The organism is Yersinia sp. 2545 StPb PI, assembly GCF_052217125.1.
GTDB lineage: Bacteria > Pseudomonadota > Gammaproteobacteria > Enterobacterales > Enterobacteriaceae > Yersinia > Yersinia enterocolitica_E.
Window position 1 is genome coordinate 1,671,862 of record NZ_JAZGPY010000001.1, and the last position, 23,624, is coordinate 1,695,485.

The window sequence follows — 23,624 nt, forward strand, 5'->3', positions numbered from 1 at the left end:
GCGAAATGAAAACGCTACTAATAATAGACAGTTCGCTCGGGCAGGCCAGAGGCCACCTTGCGACACTGATGTTGGGTGCTGCGGCGGCAAAAGCAGGACTGAGCTGGGTTGAGAATGCCACTGATGCAGAGCTGGTGATTGTCGCCGGGCAATCAGCCCCGGCTGACAGTGCGCTGAACGGTAAAAAACTCTATATCGGTGATGTGGAAAAAGCGGTGCGCGATCCTGATGGTTTCCTGGCGCAAGCCATTGCGCAGGCTAAACCTTACCAGGCTGCGGTTGCTGTCGCACCCGCGACCACCACGGTGGTTGGCCCGAAACGTATTGTGGCTATTACCGCCTGCCCGACAGGCGTAGCACACACCTTTATGGCTGCTGAAGCCATTGAAAGTGAAGCGAAAAAACGTGGCTGGTGGGTGAAGGTAGAAACCCGAGGCTCCGTTGGTGCCGGTAATGCAATTACACCAGAAGAAGTGGCTGCGGCTGATCTGGTGATTGTTGCTGCGGATATTGAAGTGGATTTGGATAAGTTTGCTGGCAAACCGATGTACCGTACCACGACAGGTTTGGCGCTGAAGAAAACCGTACAAGAACTGGATAAAGCACTGGTTGAAGCTGAAGTCTATCAGCCTAAAACCGGCAGCAGCACCGGTACCAAAAAAACAGAAACCGGTGGTCCTTATCGTCACCTACTGACCGGTGTGTCTTACATGTTGCCAATGGTGGTTGCTGGCGGCTTGTGTATTGCCCTGTCATTTGTGTTCGGTATTAAAGCCTTTGAAGTGAAAGGCACATTGGCTGCCGCCTTGATGCAAATTGGTGGCGGTTCTGCTTTTGCGCTGATGGTACCTGTTCTGGCCGGTTTCATTGCATTCTCAATTGCTGATCGTCCGGGTCTGACCCCAGGCTTGATTGGCGGGATGTTGGCAGTGAGTACCGGGGCTGGTTTCCTCGGCGGTATTATCGCAGGTTTCCTGGCCGGTTATGTGGCGAAAGCAATCAGCACTAAGCTGCGTTTGCCGCAAAGTATGGAAGCACTTAAACCGATATTGATTATTCCACTGGTAGCGAGTCTGATAGTGGGTTTGATTATGATTTATGTGGTCGGTACGCCGGTGGCAAAAATCATGGCAGGTCTGACTAACTGGCTGCAATCCATGGGTACCGCCAATGCCGTGTTGTTGGGGGCTATCCTCGGCGCCATGATGTGTACCGATATGGGGGGGCCGGTGAACAAAGCCGCCTACGCGTTTGGTGTGGCACTCCTGAGTTCTTCTGTTTACGCGCCGATGGCCGCTATCATGGCCGCAGGGATGGTTCCTCCGCTGGCGATGGGACTGGCAACACTGTTGGCACGTCACAAGTTTGACAAAGGTGAGCAGGAAGGGGGCAAGGCTGCATTGGTTCTGGGGCTGTGCTTTATCTCTGAAGGGGCAATTCCGTTTGCTGCCCGTGACCCGATGCGTGTCTTGCCGTGCTGTATCGCCGGTGGTGCGCTGACAGGTGCATTGTCTATGGCATTCGGTGCGCAACTGATGGCCCCACACGGTGGTTTGTTCGTGTTACTGATCCCTGGGGCAATTCATCCGGTGCTGCTGTATCTGGTGGCAATCATTGCCGGTACCGTATTGGCCGGTGGTCTGTATGCGATGTTGAAACGCGCTGATGTCGTGGTCGCAAAAGCGGCATAAGCCTGGCATCATAAGCTTCACCCATAAAAAACCGGCCTTATGTGCCGGTTTTTTTTATGTTTACTCACTGTGATTCGGCTAAATACCATTCAGCTAAACGTTAGCTTGTGAGTTCAGCTTGTGACTTCAGCCAGGCTATCTCTTCAGCCCAAATATCAGGATTGACCGTTTCTAAAATCAGCGGGATATTATCAAAACGGGGATCACGCATAATATAGCTGAACACGGTTTTACCAATATTGCCCTCACCGAGACTGTGGTGTCGATCGACCCGGCTGTTAAATTCACTTTTCGCATCATTAAGATGCATACCGCGCAGATACTGAAACCCGACGATATCGCTAAGTTGCTTGAAGGTATGTTCGCAATCTTCTTCCGTGCGCAGATCATAACCGGCAGCAAAAGCATGGCAAGTATCAATGCAGACACCGACGCGGCTCTTATCTTCCACCCCATCAATGATGGCGGCCAGGTGCTCAAACTTAAACCCCAGATTACTGCCCTGACCGGCGGTGTTTTCAATCACCGCTGTCACCCCTTCACTGACATCGAGCGCCATATTGATAGATTCGGCAATACGTGCCAGACACTTATCTTCATCAATTTGCAGTAAATGGCTGCCTGGGTGGAAATTCAGTAATGACAGCCCCAGTTGTTGACAGCGGGCTATCTCGTCGATAAAGGCTTCGCGGGATTTCTCTAGCGCTTCAGTGACGGGATGGCCCAGATTAATCAGATAGCTGTCATGTGGCAGAATTTGAGCGGAGCTATAACCGTATAGCTCACAAGCTTGCTTGAACTTCTCTATCACATCTTCTGCCAGCGGTGCGGCACGCCACTGACGTTGATTCTTGGTAAACAGGGCAAAGGCGGTGGCCTCAAGTTCGTGCGCCCGAATAACAGCCTGGTCTACACCACCTGCTGCGCTGACATGTGCACCGACAAATTTCATTCCATTCTCCTTTGATAACCGGGCCATTATGGCACTGATAACGCCATGATTGAATGGGCGAAGCTGCAAGGAAAAGAAAAGGGCCGCGAGCGGCCCTGACGTGACAGGTTTTATGCCGCGATATGTTGCACCAGCAAATTGATGCCGGTCCCACCGACTATCAGCCAGACAAACAGCAGCAGTGCCAATAATAACGGTTTTACCCCAGCCTGACGGATAGAGCCCACATGAGTGGTCAGTCCGAGTGCGGCCATCGCCATCGCCAGCAAAATGGTGTCCAGTGTAATCAGGTGATTCACCCATGCCGCAGGTAATAGATTCAGTGAGTTAAACCCGGCCATCAGAATAAATATCACTGCAAACCAAGGAATAGTGATGGCACTTTTTTCCCGTTTTTCACTGCCGGCTTTGATGTTGCAACGCGCCAAATAGGCTGAGAGTAACAACAGGAATGGAGCCAGCATCATTACCCGGATCATTTTAGTAATCACGGCGGCGTTTTCAGCTTGATCACCGATGGCATGCCCGGCGGCAACCACCTGTGCGACCTCATGAATCGTTGAACCGGCAAAAATACCAAAGGTTTCCTGACTAAACGGCAACCATTGGTAATGCAGGTTTAGCTGATACAACCATGGGTAGACAAAAATGGCGAGCGTGCCGAAAATCACCACAGTGGCGACAGCAACCGCCACTTTGCTGGCATCAGCTTTTAGCACCGGCTCGGTGGCCATAATAGCTGCGGCGCCACAAATACTGCTACCGGCACCAATTAACATTACGGTTTGCTGGTCCAGACCAAATACCCGTTTACCCAGCCAACATGCCAGCACAAAGGTTGAACTGAGGGTCAAAAGGTCAATAACCATACCGGTAGCCCCCACATCCGCCACTTGTTGAAAGGTCAGCCGGAAGCCGTATAAAATGATACCCAGACGCAATAAATGCTGTTTGGCGAAGACGACGCCATCAGAGCAGACGGGTTGTACCCACGGATACAAGGTATTGCCGACCACGATGCCAAACAAAATGGCCAGCGTCAGTGCCCCCAACCCCATATTGATAAACCACGGCATATCACCCACGTTGAGCGCCAACCCGGTAATCACGCCGGTTAACACCAAGCCCGCAATATAGCGGCTTAGGGGGAACTGATGTGTTCGAGGGAGTTCTTTAGTATGAGAAGTCGCCATGTTTGTGTCCTGTGTTCTGTAAAGATTGCACACAGTTTAACGACTTCAATCTTAATAGATAAATTCATTATATATTTATAATTAATCTATATAAGTGGTAAGGGCGGTGATGGCAGCGCCCAACACCTGATTTTGCCTATCTCTGTGAGGGAGCGTGAATGACCATGAAGTTTGGTATGATATACATAACGGAAATGTACACGGGCGGGGGTATCCCCATAACCGTCAAGGCAGCAGTTTTGATATGAAGAAAGCAAAACATGAAAAGTCGCTGTGGGTGATATTGGTGATTGCCTCACTTATTTATTTGTTGATCCCTCCTTATTTGATCGCTTATTTTTTCAAGTTATATAACTTGAATCCTTTTCATATTGTCCCGCTACCCCATTTTAATCCCTTCAAGAGTGAACGTGGGATTCCTTTATCTCAAACGTTTAGCTATTTATTATTTATCTGGTTGATTTTTAACGCGGTTATCAGCGCTATAGTGGCTATTATTTACCGCATATTCTTTTATTCAGATGATAATGAATAGTATTCTTACTGCTTAATTTCATCCGCCGATAACCTCCCGATTTTACTCAAAGGTGTTAGTCTTATACGGTAATAGAGGCTATATACCCGCCATCGTTCATGTTACAGGTGTGTTGGCTGTGCTCGCTCACTCGAATCACTTACTGGTGTAAGCTCATCGAGGGTTCTGTTGCTTGCCGTCGGCCTGTATTTTGAAATCTATTGGGTACACTTTTGTCCGTCAGTTATTGTATTAACAACTAATTAGGTAGCTCGTTTCATCCAGTCACTGACGAACAGAGTGATGATAGCGTCCTCCATTTTTTACTACAGAGACCGTTATGCACATAACCTTACGTCAACTTGAAGTCTTTACTGAGGTGCTAAAAAGCGGCTCTACGACCCAAGCCTCGGTTGTGCTCGCGCTTTCACAATCGGCAGTCAGCGCTGCGTTGGCGGATTTGGAAGGGCAATTGAGGGTGCAACTGTTTGATAGGGTCGGTAAGCGTTTAGTCACCAATGAGCATGGGCGGTTGCTTTATCCCAAAGCATTGGCATTGCTGGATCAGGCAATTGAAATAGAACAGCTTTTTTTGCAGGACTTAGGCGCGTTGCGGATTGCTGCCAGCAGCACTATTGGTAACTATATGTTACCGGGCATGATTGCCAAATACCGGCGTGACTTTCCCGACACACCGCTGGAATTGAATATCGGTAACAGTCAGGATGTGATTGAAGCAGTGGCAGATTTTCGCGGTGATCTGGGGCTGATTGAAGGGCCGTGCCATATGCCGGAACTGATGACTAAAGCCTGGCAACAGGATGAGTTGGTGGTGTTTGCGGCCCCAGATAATCCGTTATGCCATAAGATGCTGACACTGGAAGAACTGGCCGATGCAGCTTGGATCCTACGTGAGCGCGGTTCTGGCACTCGCGAAGTGCTCGATCACTTACTGTTGGCAAAATTACCGCATTTCAAGTTGGTTATGGAGCTTGGGAATTCAGAAGCGATTAAGCGGGCGGTGCGTTATGGCATGGGAATCAGTTGTTTGTCGCGCCGGGTGATTGCCGATCAACTGGCCAACGGCGAACTGATCGTACTCAACATCCCTTTGCCACCACTGATACGAACCTTATATCTGATTCATCATCGGCAAAAACATATCTCTAACGCCTTGCAGCGCTTTCTCAGCTACTGTCAGGAAGAGGTCTGAACCGCAGAATTAGCCGAGAGTGAGTTACTCCTGTAGGGATAAGGTTTTTAAGCGTTTTACACCAATGATATTGGCTATTGCGGCAAGAATACCCGATAGAGAGAGGCTTTTACTGGCAAATGAGCTTTTGCTAATAATTGCACCGGGATCATGAAGGTATCTTATATCAGCGCATTGTTACTATCAGAGTCGGTGGGATTTGTTACAATCCCGCCTTATTTTTTAAGGGTGGATTAGGGTAAGAATGACTCAGCAAAATACTAAAATCCCAGTGCAGCAGGGTGCGCAGCGTTTACGTCGGGAGCTTAAATCACGGCACTTAGCCATGATTGCTATCGGTGGTTCTATTGGTACCGGTTTGTTTGTTGCCTCAGGGGCAACGGTATCGCAAGCAGGCCCGGGTGGAGCATTGCTCTCCTATGCATTGATTGGCCTGATGGTTTATTTCCTGATGACCAGTCTCGGTGAGCTGGCGGCATTTATGCCGGTATCAGGCTCATTTTCAACTTATGGCTCCAAATACGTCGAGGAAGGCTTTGGTTTCGCCCTTGGCTGGAACTATTGGTACAACTGGGCCGTCACTATCGCTGTTGACTTGGTCGCGGCACAATTGGTGATGAATTACTGGTTCCCAGACGCACCAGGCTGGATTTGGAGTGCGCTGTTCCTCGCCCTGATGTTTTTACTGAACTACATCTCAGTAAAAGGCTTTGGTGAAGCGGAATACTGGTTCTCACTGATTAAAGTCACCACAGTCATTATCTTCATCATTATTGGTGTAATGATGATTAGCGGCATTATGAAAGGCGGTGAGAGCGCGGGTTGGCACAACTGGACCATTGGTGATGCACCCTTTGCAGGGGGCTTCTCGGCGATGATTGGTGTGGCAATGATTGTTGGTTTCTCTTTCCAAGGCACTGAACTGATTGGTATTGCGGCCGGTGAATCAAAAGATCCAGGTAAAAATATTCCACGCGCAGTGCGCAAGGTGTTCTGGCGTATTTTACTGTTCTATATCTTTGCTATTTTGATTATCAGCCTGATTATTCCGTATACCGATCCAAGTCTGTTACGTAATGATGTCAAAGATATCAGTGTTAGCCCATTCACGCTGGTATTCCAGAATGCAGGTTTGCTGTCAGCGGCCGCGGTGATGAATGCGGTTATCCTGACGGCAGTGTTGTCAGCGGGTAACTCGGGGATGTATGCCTCAACCCGTATGTTGTTTACCCTGGCCTCAGAAGGTAAAGCGCCACGTATCTTTGCCAAGCTGTCTGAGGGCGGGGTGCCACGTAATGCTCTGTATGCCACCACGGTAGTGGCCGGATTGTGCTTCCTAAGTTCAATGTTTGGCAACCAAACTGTGTATCTGTGGTTACTTAATACCTCAGGTATGACTGGCTTTATTGCTTGGTTGGGTATTGCTATCAGCCATTATCGTTTCCGCCGTGGCTATATGATGCAAGGCCGTGACTTGAACGACTTACCGTATCAGTCTGGTTTCTTCCCGATAGGGCCGATTTTCGCCTTCGTACTGTGTTTGGTTATTACTTTGGGGCAGAACTATCAGGCTTTCTTGCAAGACCGCATTGATTGGTATGGTGTGACTGCAACCTATATTGGTATTCCATTGTTCCTGGTGATTTGGTTTGGCTACAAATTGAGCCGTGGCACTAAGGTTATCAAATACCAAGAGATGGAATTCCCGAAATGGCGTGATGACAGTGAAGATAATCCTGAGCCGACAAAGCCGGTGATGACCGCTGACTAGTTTTTAGCGCTAATCAAAATTAAGCCATAGTGATGGCAGGGCGATAATCTTATCGCCCTTTTTTTGGGCTGTAAGCTGGTGATTATTTAAGCAAAGTTAAGCAAATAATTTCGCTAACTTCTCTTTATTGCCCTTTTGAATGCGGGGATAAATCAGGCTTATTGATTAAATAATATTATAAAATAAGGATTTACATCGTATTGTACCTAATTGTTTATCGCAATCTTATTGATAAGTATTATCGTTTGTTTTATTGTTAGCGCCATCTTATAAGGAACGATAAGGGGAAGCGGTGCAACAGTCGTCACGGAGCATGGCCAAAGGGGGGGTTAGCGATGCTGGTTCACCCGATTCACTTACTCGTCTAAGCGCATCGGGACGCAGTTCACCCGTGACTCTAATTACTTTGGGTATATTTTGGCAGTAACAGATTTCATAAAATAATAATTAGGCAGAAAGGGCCGGAAGCGATATTTCTGCTGTGGTGAGCTATTGCCGACATTAATAAAAAATAAATTTTCACCTGTCCGCCAGGCGGCATTGCTGCAAGTAAAAAACGCCTGCTGAAAAGGTTGTTGATAAATTTACACCTCATGGAGATCGTGTAATGGTTAAGGTTAACAAGGGTTTTAGAAAATCTCACAGTGCGGCATTAGTGATAGCTGCAATTATCTCATCTCAGGCATCCGCCGCTGAAACAAAAAATACCACGGCAACTGACACCATGGTTGTCACGGCATCCGGTTTCCAACAACGCATTCAAGATTCTGCGGCATCTATTTCTGTGGTTACCCGCGAGCAGATTGAAAATAAAGCCTATCGTGATATTACCGATGCGCTGAAAGATGTTCCCGGCGTTGTTGTCACCGGTGGTGGTAGCCACAGTGATATCAGTATTCGTGGCATGTCCGCTAAATACACCCTGATTCTGGTGGATGGTAAACGTGTTGATACCCGTAGCACCCGCCCTAACAGCGACGGTTCAGGGATTGAGCAAGGCTGGCTGCCACCACTTGCCGCCATTGAGCGTATTGAAGTTGTACGTGGCCCGATGTCCTCTTTATATGGTTCGGATGCCATGGGAGGGGTAATCAACGTTATTACCCGGAAGGTGGGTAAAGAGTGGCAAGGCACGGTGCGCGCAGATGCCACCTTGCAGGAGGATTCAGACTCCGGCGATATATATCAGACCAATGCTTACGCTTCTGGTCCATTAATTGATGGCTTGCTGGGATTGAAAGTTAGCGGGCTTCTCTCGCATCGTAGCGAAGATAAGATAATCGATGGCTACAATGAACAGCGCATGAGAAACGGTGCGGCAACATTTACCCTGACTCCCGATGATAAAAACGAATTTGATTTTGATATCGGCCATTATGTGCAGGACCGAAACTCAACCGCCGGGCGTTCAGTGGCATTAACCGGTAAAAGCAGTGACGTGCAATATGACCGTAATAATTATGCGATTACCCACCACGGTTATTATGATTTCGGTAATTCAACCAGCTATGTTCAACGAGATGAAACCCGTAATCCATCACGTGACATGAAGAGTGTTGATAATATCTTTAATAGCCAAACCTCATTCCTGTTCGATAGCCATACTTTAATTCTTGGCGGTCAATATCGTTATGAAGAGCTGAATGACAAGGGTAATCAACTAGCCTCCGCCAAAGATTTGACTAAATTGACCCGTTGGAGTTGGGCGTTATTTGCAGAAGATGAATGGCAGATGACCAATGATTTCGCGCTGACCGGTGGTGTCCGTATGGATCAGGACGAAAACTACGGTACTCACTGGACACCACGTCTGTACGGTGTCTGGCATCTGGCTGAACAATGGACATTAAAGGGCGGGGTATCTGGTGGCTATCGTTCACCTGATTTACGTCAGGCCACGGAAAACTGGGGACAAATCACCGGCGGTGGTCGGGGTGATCCTGCTATCATTGTCGGTAATGCCAACCTGAAACCAGAAAGAAGCCTCAGCCAGGAAATTGGTGTGCTGTGGGATGATCAGGAAGGTATGAATGCCGGTGTGACACTGTTTAATACTGATTTTAAAGATAAAATCACCGAGGTACGCCGTTGTACTGATACCACGGGCAATGCGTCCGGCCAATGTATGATCAATGGTACCAGCTATAAATTTATTAGTGATCGCACCAACGTGGATAAAGCCATGACCCGTGGTGTGGAAGCGACTTTCGGTTGGGAAATCAATAAAGCCTGGTCACTGACATCGAACTACACCTTTACTCAATCTGAGCAGAAAAGTGGGCAATTCTCGGGTCAACCGTTGAACCAGATGCCTAAGCACATGTTGAACGGTACGCTGAACTGGCAGGCAAATGAAGAATTAGCCACCTGGGTTCGGGCTAACTACCGGGGTAGAACATCAGAGTATCTTGATCGTACCAGTATGGGCAATAAAACGCCGTCTTACACTTTTGTCGATTTAGGGGCTAACTATCAACTGACCAAAGAGTTCCGTTTGATGGGAGGCGTGTATAACGTACTGGATAAACGTGTAGATATCGAAGTTAACGATAAAGTGCTGGATGGGCGCCGTTATATGGTTGGTGCCAGCTACGATTTCTAATCTCCCTTTGTCCTTGAAGCCACAGGGGGGTTAGCGGCGTTCACTCACCCGAATCACTTACTTGAGTAAGCTCATCGGGATTTGTTCGCTTGCTGCCTACCTGTGACTCCAATGACTTTGGGTACTCCCTTTGTCCTTGAAGTCACTGGGGGGTTAGCGGCGTTCACTCACCCGAATCACTTACTTGAGTAAGCTCATCGGGATTTGTTCGCTTGCTGCCTACCTGTGACTCCAATGACTTTGGGTACTCCCTTTGTCCTTGAAGCCACAGGGGTGTTAGCGGCGTTAGCTCACCCCTGTTTAATCAACTCAGGCCAATATCAATCACTTTTTTGAATGCAGCACGTTGTGACACGCTGTGATACCACCGCTGTAAACTTGGCAGTGATGGACGTTCGATCGACAGGTTAAACCAGGCATAGGCCAGGCACCCTAACGGGATATCCCCAATACCGAATTTATCGCCAGACAGATACGCTTGTTTCTCAAGTGCGTGATCGGCAATTGCCATCAGGGTATTGAGTTGTGTCATACCCTGAGCAATTTTCACTTTATCCTGCTGTTCTGGTGGGGTGCGTACCAACCCGATAAACACCGCTTTAAACGGCTCCACCATGCTGGAAGTGGCCCAATCCATCCACTTTTCTGCCCCTGCGCGTAACTGTGCATCAGGTAAATAAAGTGCACTATCGCCGTATTGTGCGGCCAGATAGCGGACAATCGTATTGGACTCCCACAGGATGAAGTCTCCATCTTGCAGGCAAGGGATCAGGCCATTTGGATTCATTGAGCGATACAGGGGATCATTGAGCTTGCCATATTGGCCACCGACATCAATGCGCTGATAGCTGATACCCAGTCCTTCTAAACACCAAAGTACTTTTTTGACATTGGTCGAGTTATTCCGACCCCAAACAGTCAGCATATAATTCTCTCTATTTATTTGATTTTTATCTACCAACGCCCCTGAAACAGCGTTATTTAACGCCGTTGCCAATGGTGGATATCCCAGTCATGCAGTATTGCCAAATCCACTAATTCATTACCGGGATTAATCACTGCCGCATGATCAACATATTCCAGTAGCGGCTTGTCATTAATCGAGTCGCTGTAACCGTAGGTATGCTGAAAATCTAACTGAGGCGACGCCATGAGCCACTGTTTTAACCGTTCGACTTTGCCTTCACGGTAAGTCAGGGTGCCATAGGTCTTGCCGGTGTAGCGGTTATCCTCCACCGCAACACCGATAGATAATGCTGCATTGGCAGAGAAATGCTGCGCAATAGGGGTAACCAAATGTTCGCCGGTAGCTGAAATAATCACGATGTAATCACCGCGATTACGGTGCCAGGCCAGTAGCTTCCTGGCTTGCGGATAAATCCGAGGCAGAATATCTCGCTCGATAAAACGCTCAACCCAGCCAGCAACTTCAGCCGTATGTTTGCCGATTAAGGGCGACAATGTTGATTCCATATAACAGGACATCGACATCTGCCCTTGATAGTACTGTTTCATCAAATACTGTTCTTGTTCTGCCAGCTCACTAGGAGCCAGCCCTTTATCAACCAGCCAGCGTAACCAAAGGCCGGAGCTATCATCACTGATCAGCGTTTCATCGAGATCAAACAGGGCCAAATCCATTAAGTCACCTCCCGGCTGACAGAAAGATTGAAGTGAAACTTAACAGTGCATGTGCTGGGCATCTGAAATTCCCCGACGGAAAAAAGGGTATCAACCGTTAAGCTAATACTTTCTAGCAAAACATGGAAGCTTACTTAGCACGGCAGGGTTGCTAGCTCACCCCGATACAGTTATGGATGGCAGATTATCTGAATATTAAGACAACGTTATGACTCTGGTTTTCGATGTTGCCGGGCAGGCGATACGGCATTGTTATCAGTAATGAAAGAAATAACATAGAACGGATTGATATTGGTGAGTTACTCAGTTTCGGTGTTAATTGTTTATATCGTTTAGATATAGATTGTTAAGTATCTAGTCGAGAACGCTCTTAAAACTGCTTTTTATCCTTAAATGACAGGTTATTAACGCGGTTTGTCACTAAACGCCCGATGGCTAAAGAAAGAGTGTTGTCGTCTGTCTGCTTTCACCCCACAGCCCAGGAGCTGATTATGCTGATTATTCGTTTATATGGTTGTCCAGTTTTCATTGGTTCTGAGCAAAAAAAGCAACCGACTGAAAATCCTGGAGTGAAACATGAGTCATCAAACACTAAGCAACCCATTATTTGTTAACCCAACCGCGGTTAACCCATTATCTGCCAACACATTACCACTATTGGATCTTTCCCTGCTTAATGGCAGTGAAACTGAACGTCAGGCATTCTTAGTCGATTTACGCCATGCCGCACGAGATATCGGATTCTTTTATCTCACCGGACATGGCATTGACCCCGCGTTATTACAACAAATCCAAACCTTATCCCGTGAATTTTTTGCCTTGCCTGATGAGGACAAACTGGCGGTGGCCATGGTGCGCTCGCCACATTTTCGTGGCTATAACCGTGCGGCCTCTGAGTTAACACGAGGCCAGCCGGACTGGCGTGAACAGTTCGATATTGGTGCTGAAAGAGCCCCATTACCGCAAACGCCAGATACGCCAAGTTGGGCACGGCTACAAGGGCCAAACCAGTGGCCCGAGGCTCTGCCGGAATTAAAACCAACAATACTGCAATGGCAGCGGGAAATGACCGGCATGGCGCTGCGTTTGCTGCGGGCTTTCGCTCTGGCATTGGAACTGGATGAACATGCATTTGATGAGTTGTATGGCGATAAACCCAATGAACATATCAAGCTGATTCGCTATCCGGGGCGTGAAACCACGCAAAGCGGTCAGGGGGTCGGTGCGCATAAAGACTCCGGTTTCCTCAGTTTCTTATTGCAAGACCAGCAACGCGGCTTGCAGGTGGAGGTGGAGGAAGGGCGCTGGATTGATGCCGCACCACGACCCGGCACCTTCGTGGTCAATATTGGAGAGCTGCTGGAGCTGGCCAGTAATGGTTATCTGCGCGCCACGGTGCACCGGGTGGAAACACCTCCTGCCGGTACAGACCGGTTATCTATCGCCTTCTTCCTGGGGGCGCGTCTGGATGCGGTGGTTCCGCTGTATCAACTGCCAGCGCCGCTGGTGGCGCAAGCGCGTGGGCCAGCCAGTGATCCTCATAACCCGCTGTTTCGTGATGTTGGGCTTAATTATCTCAAGGGCCGTTTGCGCTCTCACCCCGATGTTGCCGAGCGTTACTACCCTGCGCAATTGAAGCTGTAGGGGTTGGATAAGTTCATCGCGGATCGTCTGCTGGCAATCTACCTGGCGCACTGATTTTTGGGTCGCTTGAATTAAAAACTTTATTTTTGGGGTGATGATAATGACTAAAACACGTATTTCCGGCCTGATTAGTGCCACCTTACTAACTGCATGGGTGTCTTCTTTTAGTTTGTCAGCACAGGCAGCCGAAGCGCTGCGGGTAGCCGCCGATCCGGTTCCTCATGCAGAAATTCTGCAATTTGTGCAAAAACTCGATCCCTCTCTGAACCTGAAGGTCATCGAGATCCCCAATGGTGTGAACTCGAATGAGTTGCTGGCACACGGTGATGTCGATGCCAACTACTTCCAGCATGTGCCTTATCTGCACTCCCAGGAGCAGGCGCTGGGGCAAAAATTTGCCGTGGCCGCAACGGTGCATATTGAGCCACTTGGCGTCTATTCCCACAAACATAAAACCTTTGCTGATGTCCCGCAAAATGGCACGGTAGCGGTGCCGAATAACGTGACTAATCTCAGCCGTGCGCTCTATTTACTGAAAGATCAGGGACTGATTACCTTGAAGCCGGGCTTTACCGATCCGGCTAAAAATCAGGCGACGCCGAAGGATATCGCGGACAATCCAAAACACCTGAAAATTTTAGAGATTGAATCACCGCAAATCCCTCGTTCATTGGATGATGTTGATTTAGCAGTGATTAATGGAAATTATGCGTTGGAGGCAGGGCTTAATCCGGCGAAAGATGCATTAGGACTGGAGAAAGCTGCCGGTAACCCTTATGCCAATATTCTGGTCACCACCCCCGCGCTGGCCAGTGATCCACGAATCAAACAATTGGCGAAAGATTTGCAGTCACCCGAAGTGGCGAAGTTTATCACTGAAAAATATGCCGGTTCAGTTATCCCTGTGGCAGGTCTTAAATCATGATTAGCATCGAACGCCTGAGTAAAACCTATCCACAAGGAGGGCTGCCAATGGTGGCCCTGGAGGAGGTCTCGCTTGAGATCCCGACAGGCTCGGTGTTCGGTATTATTGGCCGTAGCGGGGCAGGTAAAAGTACCTTAATCCGTTGTCTAAACCTATTGGAACGGCCCACTTCGGGCCGTATTCAAGTGGATGGCCGGGAATTAACTACACTTTCAGACCGTGAATTGCGGCTGCAACGGCAAAATATCGGCATGATTTTTCAGAATTTCCATTTACTTCATTCACGTAATGTATGGGACAACATTGCTGTTGGTTTGGAAATTATTGGGATGCCCAAAGCGCAACGCCAGCAGCGCGTTGCGGAGTTATTGGATTTGGTTGGCTTGAGTGACAAGGCTTATGCTTTCCCCTCGCAGTTATCGGGCGGACAAAAACAGCGCGTGGGAATTGCCCGAGCGCTGGCCGCCAAACCGTCATATTTGTTATCTGATGAAGCGACTAGCGCGCTGGACCCTGAAACCACCGCATCGATCCTGGCATTGCTCAGTGATATCAATCGCCAACTTGGATTGACCATCGTGTTGATCACTCACGAATTGGAGGTGGTGAAATCCATCTGTGATAGCGCAGCACTGTTGGAGCGGGGGCGGGTGGTGGAAACCGGCGCTATTGCTGACTTATTGGCATCAACACATTCCCGTTTAGGGCGTTCATTGCTTCCCGCTCGGGGGCCGGCGTCGTTGTCTGGTGCGCCAGTGGCGGAGCTAACCTTTTTCGATACCTTATCGGCTTCCCCCGTGCTCAGTGAGTTGGCGCAGCAACATGCCGTGGGGGTAACCCTACTTGGCGGTGGGGTGGAATCGATAGGTGGCCAGCGGGTTGGGCGTTTGCAGGTTGATTTCAGCCACCCAGACGGCGGGTTGAGTTTAGCTGAGGTCTTACAATTTCTTAATGAGCGTGGCGTGAGGGCAGAACTGATATGAACAGCGGCATGAGTTGGCAAGATCTGCTGGCACTGGTCACCAATGCCACCGGCGAAACCATCTATATGGTGGTAATTGCCACCTTTTTCACTGTATTGATTGGCTTACCACTGGGGGTGTTGTTATTTATTTCGCGCCCCAATGGGGTTTTGCCTGCGCCGCGCTTGAATACATTGGTCGGTGCCATTGTTAATCTGGGGCGCTCAATGCCCTTTGTGGTGTTACTGATTGCGTTGATTCCGATTACCCGTTGGATTATCGGCACCACGTTAGGCAGTACCGCGGCCATCGTGCCAATTACTCTGGGGGCCATCCCATTTTTTGCCCGAGTGGTCGAAGCGGCCTTGGATGAAGTGGATAAAGGGCGGATTGAGGCAATTTTATCGATGGGCGGCTCGGCACGCCATGTGATTCAAAAAGTTCTGTTGCCAGAGGCACTTCCCGCTTTATTGGCCGGTATTACCTTAACTGTCGTGATGCTGGTGGGATTCTCATCAATGGCGGGGGTTATTGGTGGCGGTGGATTAGGTGATTTGGCTATTCGTTATGGTTATCAACGTTTTAATAATGAAGTGATGGTAGCGACATTAATCATATTGGTCATTTTGGTTCAGGGCGTACAAAGCCTGGGCGATAGATGGGTCAGGTCGTTGGCTCACCGGCGCTAAAATTTATCACCACCTATATTTGATATAACAGCCGCGGTATTGATTGCTGTGGTTTCACTGCGTAATAATGGACGTTGCCGCTATCAACGCGGCAACGTCCTGTCAGCAGGAGATTAACCGTTTAGTGCTTGTGCCAAGTCCGCAATCAGATCCTCGGTATCCTCAATACCCACCGACAAACGTAGCAATTGTGGCGTAATACCGTGTTTCAGCCGGGTTTCTAAGGGGATGGAGGCATGAGTCATGCTATATGGCTGGCTGATTAAACTTTCCACCCCGCCCAAACTTTCGGCCAGGGTAAACAGATGTGAGCGTTTGATTACCGCGCGAGCGTATTCATCATCCCCTTTCAATCGCACAGAAATCATACCGCCGAAACCCGCCATTTGCCGTGATGCCAGCTCATGTTGTGGGTGGCTTTTCAGCCCTGGGTAATAGACATTTTCAACTTGTGGTTGCCCTTCGAGCCACTCGGCTATCTGCTGAGCACTGTGATTATGTCGCGCCATGCGCAAAGCCAAGGTGCGCAGTCCGCGTAACGTCAGAAAGCTGCTGAAAGGATCTAAAATTCCGCCCACCGCATTGTGCAGAAAGCCTAACTGTTCTGCCAGTTCAGGGTTATTGCCCACCGCCGCGACGCCAGCGACCACATCAGAATGGCCATTAAGGTATTTGGTGGCGGAATGCACCACAATATCAAAGCCCAGTTCCAGCGGGCGCTGGATGTAAGGGGAGGCGAAGGTATTATCGGCCACACTGATAAGTTGATGCTTTTTGGCAATCGCCGCAATGGCCGCCAGGTCAGCCAGTTTCAGCAATGGATTGGTCGGTGTCTCCACCCAGATCATTTTGGTTTCTGGCAATATTGCTTGTTCTAATGCCTCGGTATCCGCAGGGGAGACATAGGTCACTCGCAAACCGGCCGTTCGGCTGCGAACTTTTTCCAGCAGGCGATAGGTTCCACCATATAAATCATCCACGGCAATGATATGGCTACCCTGATCCAGCAGTTCAAGCACAGTTGAACAGGCTGCCAGACCAGAGGCGAAGGCGTAACCTCGAGTGCCCCCTTCCAGTTCCGCAATCGCCTTTTCCAGCGCGGCACGCGTTGGGTTGCCGCTGCGCGAATATTCATACCCAGTATGCTCGCCGGGAGCGGGTTGTGCGAAGGTGGATGTCGCGTAAATTGCGGGCATCACCGCACCGGTGCTATCGGGGGTATAACCGGCATGAACGGTTAAGGTATCGAACTTTGCCATAATAAAAATCCTTAATATGAGAAGATTAAGCCAGCTTTTGACGCCAGGTATTCAAAACATCAGTGCGGGTAATCAAGCCAAGGAAACGCTCTCCATCCAACACTACTGCTACATGGCCATCATTGAATGTTGCCAGTAGAGAGCGGTAATCGGCCTCTTTTTGTAATGTGTTCACTTGATGGGTCATAGCGGCACTGGCCGGTAATTTGAAATGGCTGGCATCTGCTTGTACGGTGTTCAGCAAGTCCCATTCGTCGATTAACCCGACCACTTTTTCGCCGTCTAATACGGGTAGTTGGGAGATGTCATATAGGCGCATTCGGGCGTGAGCCACGGCCAGCGTGTCCTGCGGTGAAACAGAAATTGTTGCGCCGTCCTCATGACGATAAGTGATGAAATCACGCAAATCGCCATACTGGGGCTTGCTCAGCAAACCTTGTTCCATGAGCCAGTAATCGTTGAACATTTTGGACAGGTACTTGTTGCCGCTGTCGCAAACGAAGGTGACCACTCGCTTTGGTGTGGTTTGCTCGCGGCAATAGCGTAATGCTGCGGCCAGTAGGGTGCCGGTAGATGAGCCTGCCAGTACCCCTTCTTCCCGCAATAGCGCGCGTGCGGTGCTGAAGGCTTCAGCATCATCGATGCGATAAGATTTTTTTACCTGAGAAAAGTTGCTCAGTGGCGGGATAAAATCCTCACCAATTCCTTCGACCAGCCAGCTACCCGCATCGCCAATCTGCGAGCTGTCGACGTAATCTGCCAAAATAGATCCCGCAGGATCGGCCAGTACGAACTCGGTGGCGGGTGAAACCTCGGCAAAGTATTGACTCAGGCCGCTCAGGGTGCCGCTGGAGCCAACACCCACCACGATGGCATCGACCTGCCCATCCATCTGTTGCCACAGCTCAGGGCCGGTCGATGTCCGGTGCGCCGCGGGGTTTGCCGGGTTATTGAATTGATCGATATAGAAAGCCCCCGGTGTTTCCTGCGCCAGACGCAGAGCATAGTCCTGATAATAAGCCGGATGCCCTTTGCCCACATCCGAGCGAGTCAATAGCACTTGTGCGCCCAATGCCCGCAGGTGGAAAATTTTCTCCTGGCTCATTTTATCCGGTACCACTAATAGCAGTTTGTAACCTTTTAGCGCCGCCACCAATGCCAACCCAAGGCCGGTATTGCCAGCGGTGGCTTCAATGATGGTTCCGCCAGGTTGCAGCAACCCTTCTTTTTCAGCTTGCTCAATCATCGAGAGCGCGACACGGTCTTTAATCGACCCACCGGGATTCTGATTTTCCAGCTTGACGAACAGTTGGCATGGGCCGGTATCAAAGTGGGTCAGTTCCAGTAGCGGGGTGTGGCCGATAAGATCAAGTACCGAGCGTGGGATAGCCATTGCATACTCCAGCATTATTTGTTTAACAGCATAAATTGTTTAACAGCATGAATTTGGATAACAACTGATGGGCTGGATAATAGCGCTAGCGGCTTAAGCATTAAAAAGAACAAATAACCTGCCCATATTACCTTTTGTTATATATTTATGTTTTTTTAGACGTTTAGGTGCTTAGGTGTAAGGATGTTCAGACAGGAAGATGGTTAGCCGTATAGCCATCGATATTCACAAAAAACAGTCTCTTTACAAAACAAAACGTAAAACTACGCCCAATTGAGCCAGCAATGGGATAAATTTAGAAAAGGGACTGAAATATGACTAAGCTAATATTTCAGTCTAAGTGAAAAGACGTTATTTTTTCGCTAATTGGACAGTGGTTGGTTCTGGGAATACCACTTATTTCCAATTATTAGCAAGGATACTCTGGCGACCTCATGATGAAATTTATCCTCCCCTTTAAGATAAAGAAATTAACCTTCAGTGCTGGCTTATTGCTTTTGGTGCTGCCCGCCGCGCATGCGGCTGGAGACCCGGCTGCTCCGCCGGTAGATGCCAAAGCCTATGTGCTGATGGATTACAACAGTGGAAAGGTGTTGGTGGAAGGGAACAGTGACCAGCGCCTCGATCCGGCCAGTTTGACTAAGATTATGTCCAGTTATGTGATTGGACAGGCCATTAAAGCGGGGAAAGTGCACCCTGATGATTTAGTGACCGTGGGGAAAGATGCCTGGGCTACGGGTAATCCGGCATTACGTGGTTCCTCACTGATGTTTTTGAAACCGGGCGATCAGGTAAAATTGTCCGATTTGAATAAAGGTATTGTGATTCAGTCAGGCAATGATGCCAGTATTGCGTTGGCCGATTATGTGGCTGGTAGCCAAGACAGTTTTGTTGGCCTGATGAACAATTACGCCAAAGCCTTGGGTCTGGCGAATACTCACTTTATGACCGTCCATGGTCTTGATGCGCCAGGGCAGTACAGCACTGCGCGGGATATGGCGGTATTAGGTCAGGCACTGATCCGCGACGTGCCGGAAGAGTATGCGCTGCACAAAGAGAAAGAATTCACTTTTAATAAGATTCGTCAGATTAACCGTAATCGTCTGCTATGGAGCACTAATCTCAATGTGGATGGCATGAAAACCGGTTTTACCTCCGGTGCGGGGCATAATCTGGTCGCGTCTGCAACCGAAGGGCCAATGCGTTTAATCTCTGTGGTGTTAGGTGCACCCAGTGATCGGGTTCGCTTTAGTGAAAGTGAAAAACTGTTGACCTGGGGCTTCCGTTTCTATGAAACCGTGGTGCCGATTAAAGCCACCAAACCTTTTGTGACGCAGAAAGTGTGGTTTGGTGATACCGGCGAGGCCGAGCTTGGGGTGGCAGAGGATGCCGCTATCACTATCCCGAAAGGGCAGATGAAGGATCTTAAAGCCAGTTATAAGTTGGATCAAACGGAGCTGCGTGCGCCGCTGGCCAAAAATCAAGTGGTCGGAACCATCGATTTTCAGCTTAATGGCAAGACGATTGACCAACGCCCGCTGGTGGTATTAAACGAAGTAAAAGAGGGCGGTTTCTTTAGTCGCATCTGGGACTTCGTGATGATGAAACTCAGTCAATGGTTTGGTAGCGTATTTGGCTAGTTTAAAGAAGATGATTGATTAATAAGAAAAAGGGCTACTGAAAAGTAGCCCTTTTAGCATATTAGGTGACCTATCACTGAGATAAATCAGTTACAGGCAACGATCTTGATTGCTAACCCCCCTCGGGAGGTTTCGCGGTATTTAGAATTCATATCTTTGCCGGTTTCATACATCGTTTCGATGACTTTATCCAGACAAACACTGGGTTCGCTAGTACGACGTAGCGCCATGCGCGCAGAGTTAACGGCTTGCACCGCAGAAATTGCATTACGCTCAATACACGGCACTTGAACTTGCCCTGCCACTGGGTCACAGGTCAGCCCCAGGTTATGCTCCATCGCGATTTCTGCTGCAATGCACACCTGAGCAGGGCTACCGCCCATCAACTCAGCCAAGCCTGCTGCGGCCATGGAACAGGCCACACCCACTTCGCCCTGACAACCCACTTCAGCGCCGGAAATAGACGCATTCATTTTATACAGCGCCCCAATCACACCAGAGACCAGGAAGTAGCGACTGTATGAGTTCTCATTTACCTGACGAATGAATTTGTCGTAGTAAGATAAAACTGCCGGAATAATGCCACACGCGCCGTTAGTCGGGGCAGTCACGACCCGCCCGCCAGCAGCGTTCTCTTCATTGACGGCTAATGCATACATATTAATCCAATCGACAACCATCATCGGATCCGAGTTATTTTTATCGGTACTAACCAGCATTCGGCGCAAAGCTGCGGCGCGACGTGGTACTTTCATTGGACCAGGCAATAACCCTTCAGTATTGATGCCGCGCTCAATACCGGCACGCATCACTGCCCAGATTGCGGCAAAGTGAGCACTTATTTCGGCTTTGCTGTGCAATGCCAGTTCATTTTGCATCACTAAACCGGACAGTGATAAACCGGTATCTTTACAGTGCTTTTGCAAGTCACGGGCAGACTTGAACGGATAAGGCACAGTAATCGCTTGGCTATCTTCCTGACCAAAGTGTGCTTCATCGACAATAAAACCACCGCCGATAGAGTAATACGTTTTACTGAAAATACAGTCATCACCCGCATGAGCGCTGATGGTCATACCATTTTCGTGCAATGGCAGGTTAGTGCTGTGGAAGTTCATCCCGCCATTGGCCGGGAAATCAACTTCGTGGCTGCCGTTTGCCAACAGCAGACGTTCCCGCAACTCTACATCGCGGATAAAACCAGAGATTGCATCAATATCAACGGTATCAGGCAGATTCCCCGCCAAACCCATAATAATCGCAATATCGGTATGATGGCCTTTACCGGTAAGAGACAAAGAGCCGTAAACATCAACAGTGATTCGGGTGACGGCAGAAAGATGCCCCAGTTCGATTAGGTCATCGGTAAACAGCTTGCCAGCCTTCATTGGGCCGACGGTATGAGAGCTGGATGGACCAATACCAATCTTGAAAATGTCAAAAACGCTGACCATATATCGCCCCTTAAAGGTTCTAATTATTAAAGTGATGACATTGCCGTGGTAGGAAGCCGGAGCGGACGCTCCGGTTTTTGAAACAATTTACAACATCAGACCATGATAACTGGCTGGCCGTGGACGTTGGCCAGCCTCAGAATCATTTACCGAACAGGCTGAACAAGATTGCAGAGATAGCAATCAGGCCCATGATAACCACGAATACGTTGCTGATATGGCCGCTGTACTTACGCATCGCTGGAACTTTATGGATTGCGTACATTGGCATCAGGAACAACAGCATCGCGATGATTGGGCCACCCAAGGTTTCAATCATACCCAAAATGCTTGGGTTCATGGTTGCGACGATCCAGGTTGTTACCAGCATGAACAGGGCAGTAATACGGTTCAGTTTGTCATGATTGATAGTTTTGCCTTTGCTACGCAGAGACTTAATCATCATGCCATTAAAGCCTTCACGTGCGCCCAGATAGTGACCCAGGAAAGACTTGGTGATAGCGATAAAGGCAATAACCGGCGCCATGTAGGCAATTATTGGAGTATTAAAGTGGTTAGCCAGGTAAGACAGAATAGAAATGTTCTGGCTTTTCGCATCCGCCAGATCCGCAGGAGACAGGCTCAGTACGCAACTGAAGACGAAGAACATAACGGTGACAACCATCATGATGTGAGCAAAAGCCAAAATGCGTGAACATTTTTTCTCTGCATCTACGCCGTACTCTTCACGTTTTGATACTGCAAACGCCGAGATGATAGGGGAGTGGTTGAATGAGAACACCATGACCGGAATAACCAGCCACATGGTCATCCACAGACCGCTACCAGTACCGTTGCCGTCCATTGATACATGTTCAAATATTGCACCGGTCCAGTTAGGGATCAGGTACACAGCCAACAACATCAATGCTGCAACAAACGGGAATACCAGAATACTCATTGCTTTTACAATGGCATGCTCACCAAAACGCACGATAGTCATCAGGCCCACGATCAGAATCAGGGACAAAATAGCACGCGGTGGTGATGGCAGATGCATCTGGTGGGTAATGAAGCTATCAACGGTGTTGGTGATTGCCACACTGTATACCAATAAAATCGGGTAGATAGCGAAGAAGTAAAGCAGGGTAATCAACTTACCTGCGCCGATACCAAAGTGCTCTTCAACCACTTCAGTAATGTCTTCACCTGGGTTTTTGCCTGACAGCACAAACCGGCAGAGACCACGGTGAGCAAAGAAGGTCATCGGGAAAGCAATGATGGCCATTACAATTAGCGGCAGAAGGCCGCCGATGCCGGCATTGATAGGCAGGAACAATACGCCTGCACCGATTGCAGTACCGTACAGGCCCAACATCCACATGGTGTCACTTTTACGCCATGTGCTTGATGAAACTTTTCCCGGGGAGGCAATAGTGCCTGCTTGAGTAGTGTCCATAAAGATCTCCACTGTGAACACGTTAATTTAAAATTAAGAGCCGAAAGTTAGATACCCGCTATGCATTATCGAGTTGCATAATCAGGCGAAAAATTCAGTCAAAACGATTCGTTTAAAATTGGTGCCCTGGTTATTACTTTGGTGCCGTAATCGTGCTTTATACCTAAATTGTCAAGTGCAAAATTTAACCGATATTAAGAAGATGAATTCGCGGTATCGGATATTTTTGGTGTTCTTGGAAGAACAATAGTTTTTGCTGGCGGCAAGATAGCGATTTGCAGTGAAAACTACCGTGATCATGCTCCCAAATGCTTAATAAACTCGCCGCCGATCATTTGTTACGAATTTAAAACTGATTGTTATGTAAATGTTTATGATTTATCACTAGAAATAATGAAAAGTATACTTTCCCTTCTGGTCGATAAATAAACAGACTATTCTTTATTCCTTGCTTCTTGGCGTGCAATATATTTTAACCACGCTTATGGATCTAGCGGAAATCGATTTTTTCACTGATTTATTGATGAATATCATTAGTTTAAAACAACAAAAATAATTTAACTTGTTGATTTTTAATGTTATTAAATCAATTATCATGTGATGGTGGTTTATGGATTTGATGATAAATTCAACAGGAAAATAA

At 48.5% G+C, this 23,624-nt stretch carries 18 protein-coding genes; 10 read left to right on the forward strand and 8 right to left on the reverse strand.

What is annotated here, in order from left to right; translation table 11 throughout:
• The first annotated feature begins 5 nt into the window (after positions 1-5).
• On the forward strand, positions 6-1,691 hold the full coding sequence (gene fruA / locus V1955_RS07655; RefSeq protein ID WP_083158378.1) for a PTS fructose transporter subunit IIBC: 1,686 nt from the start codon (positions 6-8) through the stop codon (positions 1,689-1,691).
• A 100-nt stretch (positions 1,692-1,791) separates the two neighbouring features.
• Here the strand turns inward: fruA and nfo are convergent, their stop codons facing one another.
• Together nfo and V1955_RS07665 are read right to left on the reverse strand one after the other, a co-directional pair.
• Positions 1,792-2,643, reverse strand: a complete 852-nt coding sequence (nfo, locus tag V1955_RS07660) for a deoxyribonuclease IV (RefSeq protein WP_083158379.1) — start codon at positions 2,641-2,643, stop codon at positions 1,792-1,794.
• Positions 2,644-2,753: 110 nt separating this feature from the next.
• Positions 2,754-3,836: a YeiH family protein gene (locus tag V1955_RS07665; RefSeq protein WP_442820738.1), complete on the reverse strand. Its 1,083-nt coding sequence runs from the start codon at positions 3,834-3,836 to the stop codon at positions 2,754-2,756.
• Positions 3,837-3,990: 154 nt separating this feature from the next.
• Between V1955_RS07665 and V1955_RS07670 the strand changes: the two genes are divergently transcribed.
• From V1955_RS07670 to V1955_RS07685, 4 genes are all read left to right on the forward strand, one after another.
• The gene (locus tag V1955_RS07670) at positions 3,991-4,371 is read left to right on the forward strand and encodes a hypothetical protein (protein ID WP_227746528.1); all 381 of its coding nucleotides are present in this window, start codon (positions 3,991-3,993) and stop codon (positions 4,369-4,371) included.
• A 319-nt stretch (positions 4,372-4,690) separates the two neighbouring features.
• On the forward strand, positions 4,691-5,563 hold the full coding sequence (gene yieE / locus V1955_RS07675; protein ID WP_372559375.1) for a DNA-binding transcriptional regulator YeiE: 873 nt from the start codon (positions 4,691-4,693) through the stop codon (positions 5,561-5,563).
• Between the two features lie 244 nt (positions 5,564-5,807).
• On the forward strand, positions 5,808-7,334 hold the full coding sequence (locus V1955_RS07680) for an amino acid permease (protein ID WP_083158382.1): 1,527 nt from the start codon (positions 5,808-5,810) through the stop codon (positions 7,332-7,334).
• Between the two features lie 607 nt (positions 7,335-7,941).
• Positions 7,942-9,936 (forward strand): ligand-gated channel protein, encoded by a 1,995-nt coding sequence (locus tag V1955_RS07685; protein ID WP_083158383.1) that lies wholly within the window; start codon positions 7,942-7,944, stop codon positions 9,934-9,936.
• 304 nt (positions 9,937-10,240) lie between these two features.
• On the opposite strand, the gene V1955_RS07690 is transcribed toward V1955_RS07685, so the two are convergent.
• Positions 10,241-10,861 (reverse strand): glutathione S-transferase, encoded by a 621-nt coding sequence (locus tag V1955_RS07690; protein ID WP_442820739.1) that lies wholly within the window; start codon positions 10,859-10,861, stop codon positions 10,241-10,243.
• Positions 10,862-10,917: 56 nt separating this feature from the next.
• Positions 10,918-11,577, reverse strand: coding sequence for an HAD family hydrolase (locus tag V1955_RS07695; RefSeq protein ID WP_083158385.1), 660 nt, complete (start codon positions 11,575-11,577; stop codon positions 10,918-10,920).
• 576 nt (positions 11,578-12,153) lie between these two features.
• On the opposite strand from V1955_RS07695, the gene V1955_RS07700 reads away from it, so the two are divergent.
• From V1955_RS07700 to V1955_RS07715, 4 genes are all read left to right on the forward strand, one after another.
• The gene (locus tag V1955_RS07700; protein WP_442820740.1) at positions 12,154-13,221 is read left to right on the forward strand and encodes an isopenicillin N synthase family dioxygenase; all 1,068 of its coding nucleotides are present in this window, start codon (positions 12,154-12,156) and stop codon (positions 13,219-13,221) included.
• Positions 13,222-13,321: 100 nt separating this feature from the next.
• The gene (locus V1955_RS07705) at positions 13,322-14,146 is read left to right on the forward strand and encodes a MetQ/NlpA family ABC transporter substrate-binding protein (RefSeq protein ID WP_083158386.1); all 825 of its coding nucleotides are present in this window, start codon (positions 13,322-13,324) and stop codon (positions 14,144-14,146) included.
• Positions 14,143-15,129 carry a methionine ABC transporter ATP-binding protein gene (locus V1955_RS07710; protein ID WP_372569337.1) on the forward strand — a complete coding sequence of 329 codons (987 nt, stop codon included), beginning with the start codon at positions 14,143-14,145 and terminating at the stop codon, positions 15,127-15,129. Before V1955_RS07705 ends, V1955_RS07710 begins: the two co-directional genes overlap by 4 nt.
• On the forward strand, positions 15,126-15,797 hold the full coding sequence (locus V1955_RS07715; RefSeq protein ID WP_083158388.1) for a methionine ABC transporter permease: 672 nt from the start codon (positions 15,126-15,128) through the stop codon (positions 15,795-15,797). The genes V1955_RS07710 and V1955_RS07715 overlap by 4 nt, the downstream gene beginning before the upstream one ends.
• A gap of 113 nt (positions 15,798-15,910) precedes the next feature.
• On the opposite strand, the gene V1955_RS07720 is transcribed toward V1955_RS07715, so the two are convergent.
• Positions 15,911-17,056, reverse strand: a complete 1,146-nt coding sequence (locus V1955_RS07720) for a trans-sulfuration enzyme family protein (protein WP_083158389.1) — start codon at positions 17,054-17,056, stop codon at positions 15,911-15,913.
• Between the two features lie 25 nt (positions 17,057-17,081).
• Complete coding sequence (locus tag V1955_RS07725) at positions 17,082-18,449, reverse strand: pyridoxal-phosphate dependent enzyme (protein ID WP_083158390.1); 1,368 nt, start codon at positions 18,447-18,449, stop codon at positions 17,082-17,084.
• Between the two features lie 434 nt (positions 18,450-18,883).
• Between V1955_RS07725 and V1955_RS07730 the strand changes: the two genes are divergently transcribed.
• The gene (locus tag V1955_RS07730) at positions 18,884-20,089 is read left to right on the forward strand and encodes a serine hydrolase (RefSeq protein ID WP_083158391.1); all 1,206 of its coding nucleotides are present in this window, start codon (positions 18,884-18,886) and stop codon (positions 20,087-20,089) included.
• Between the two features lie 86 nt (positions 20,090-20,175).
• Here V1955_RS07730 and V1955_RS07735 read toward each other — a convergent pair whose 3' ends face one another.
• Both V1955_RS07735 and V1955_RS07740 read right to left on the reverse strand, forming a co-directional pair.
• On the reverse strand, positions 20,176-21,543 hold the full coding sequence (locus V1955_RS07735; RefSeq protein ID WP_083158392.1) for an L-serine ammonia-lyase: 1,368 nt from the start codon (positions 21,541-21,543) through the stop codon (positions 20,176-20,178).
• A gap of 142 nt (positions 21,544-21,685) precedes the next feature.
• Positions 21,686-22,981, reverse strand: a complete 1,296-nt coding sequence (locus V1955_RS07740) for an HAAAP family serine/threonine permease (protein WP_083158393.1) — start codon at positions 22,979-22,981, stop codon at positions 21,686-21,688.
• Positions 22,982-23,624 lie beyond the last annotated feature (643 nt).

Coding starts and splice junctions, on each gene's coding strand:
- V1955_RS07715 (WP_083158388.1), top strand. CDS start 15,126: ATGAACAGCGGCATGAGTTGGCAAGATCTGCTGGCACTGGTCACCAAT.
- nfo (WP_083158379.1), bottom strand. CDS start 2,643: ATGAAATTTGTCGGTGCACATGTCAGCGCAGCAGGTGGTGTAGACCAG.
- V1955_RS07690 (WP_442820739.1), bottom strand. CDS start 10,861: ATGCTGACTGTTTGGGGTCGGAATAACTCGACCAATGTCAAAAAAGTA.
- V1955_RS07720 (WP_083158389.1), bottom strand. CDS start 17,056: ATGGCAAAGTTCGATACCTTAACCGTTCATGCCGGTTATACCCCCGAT.
- V1955_RS07665 (WP_442820738.1), bottom strand. CDS start 3,836: ATGGCGACTTCTCATACTAAAGAACTCCCTCGAACACATCAGTTCCCC.
- V1955_RS07725 (WP_083158390.1), bottom strand. CDS start 18,449: ATGGCTATCCCACGCTCGGTACTTGATCTTATCGGCCACACCCCGCTA.
- V1955_RS07685 (WP_083158383.1), top strand. CDS start 7,942: ATGGTTAAGGTTAACAAGGGTTTTAGAAAATCTCACAGTGCGGCATTA.
- V1955_RS07735 (WP_083158392.1), bottom strand. CDS start 21,543: ATGGTCAGCGTTTTTGACATTTTCAAGATTGGTATTGGTCCATCCAGC.
- V1955_RS07695 (WP_083158385.1), bottom strand. CDS start 11,577: ATGGATTTGGCCCTGTTTGATCTCGATGAAACGCTGATCAGTGATGAT.
- V1955_RS07730 (WP_083158391.1), top strand. CDS start 18,884: ATGATGAAATTTATCCTCCCCTTTAAGATAAAGAAATTAACCTTCAGT.
- V1955_RS07710 (WP_372569337.1), top strand. CDS start 14,143: ATGATTAGCATCGAACGCCTGAGTAAAACCTATCCACAAGGAGGGCTG.
- yieE (WP_372559375.1), top strand. CDS start 4,691: ATGCACATAACCTTACGTCAACTTGAAGTCTTTACTGAGGTGCTAAAA.
- V1955_RS07740 (WP_083158393.1), bottom strand. CDS start 22,981: ATGGACACTACTCAAGCAGGCACTATTGCCTCCCCGGGAAAAGTTTCA.
- fruA (WP_083158378.1), top strand. CDS start 6: ATGAAAACGCTACTAATAATAGACAGTTCGCTCGGGCAGGCCAGAGGC.
- V1955_RS07700 (WP_442820740.1), top strand. CDS start 12,154: ATGAGTCATCAAACACTAAGCAACCCATTATTTGTTAACCCAACCGCG.
- V1955_RS07705 (WP_083158386.1), top strand. CDS start 13,322: ATGACTAAAACACGTATTTCCGGCCTGATTAGTGCCACCTTACTAACT.
- V1955_RS07680 (WP_083158382.1), top strand. CDS start 5,808: ATGACTCAGCAAAATACTAAAATCCCAGTGCAGCAGGGTGCGCAGCGT.